This is a genomic window from Gilvimarinus gilvus (genome assembly GCF_030518155.1).
In the GTDB taxonomy this organism is placed as follows: domain Bacteria; phylum Pseudomonadota; class Gammaproteobacteria; order Pseudomonadales; family Cellvibrionaceae; genus Gilvimarinus; species Gilvimarinus gilvus.
Genome location: NZ_JAULRU010000262.1, coordinates 1 through 370 on the forward strand (window position 1 = coordinate 1; position 370 = coordinate 370).

Genomic DNA, 370 nt, shown 5'->3' on the forward strand with positions numbered 1-370 from the left:
TCACCGGCGGTGCTGGCTGATGACATCGCATCCATGCCCCCGAAACAAAACTGAACGCTGAGGTGCGGCCGCCAGTCGTACCGCTAACTTTCATGAAAAAGGATGTTGGCGATGAAGACGATGACTCGACTGTTCACTGGCCTGGCGCTGGCGACCGCGCTAGGCAGTACGGCGGCGTGGGCGGACCAGCCTGGTGCTGACTGGAAGGTGAGCAAAGACCAGGCGGAAGCGACGCTGAAGGGCGCTGGCTACACGCAAATCACCAAGATCGAGGCCGATGACGGCCATTGGGAAGGTGAGGGCATCAAAGCCGATGGCAAGCAGTACGAGTTCAAGGTCGATCCGCGCGACGGCAAGGTCGTCAAGGACG

At 60.5% G+C, this 370-nt stretch carries 1 protein-coding gene; it reads left to right on the forward strand.

All coding sequences use genetic code 11. From position 1 onward, the window contains the following. Positions 1-111 precede the first annotated feature (111 nt). The coding region (locus QWI17_RS03885) for a PepSY domain-containing protein (RefSeq protein WP_302721197.1) at positions 112-370 on the forward strand (259 nt) is incomplete at its 3' end.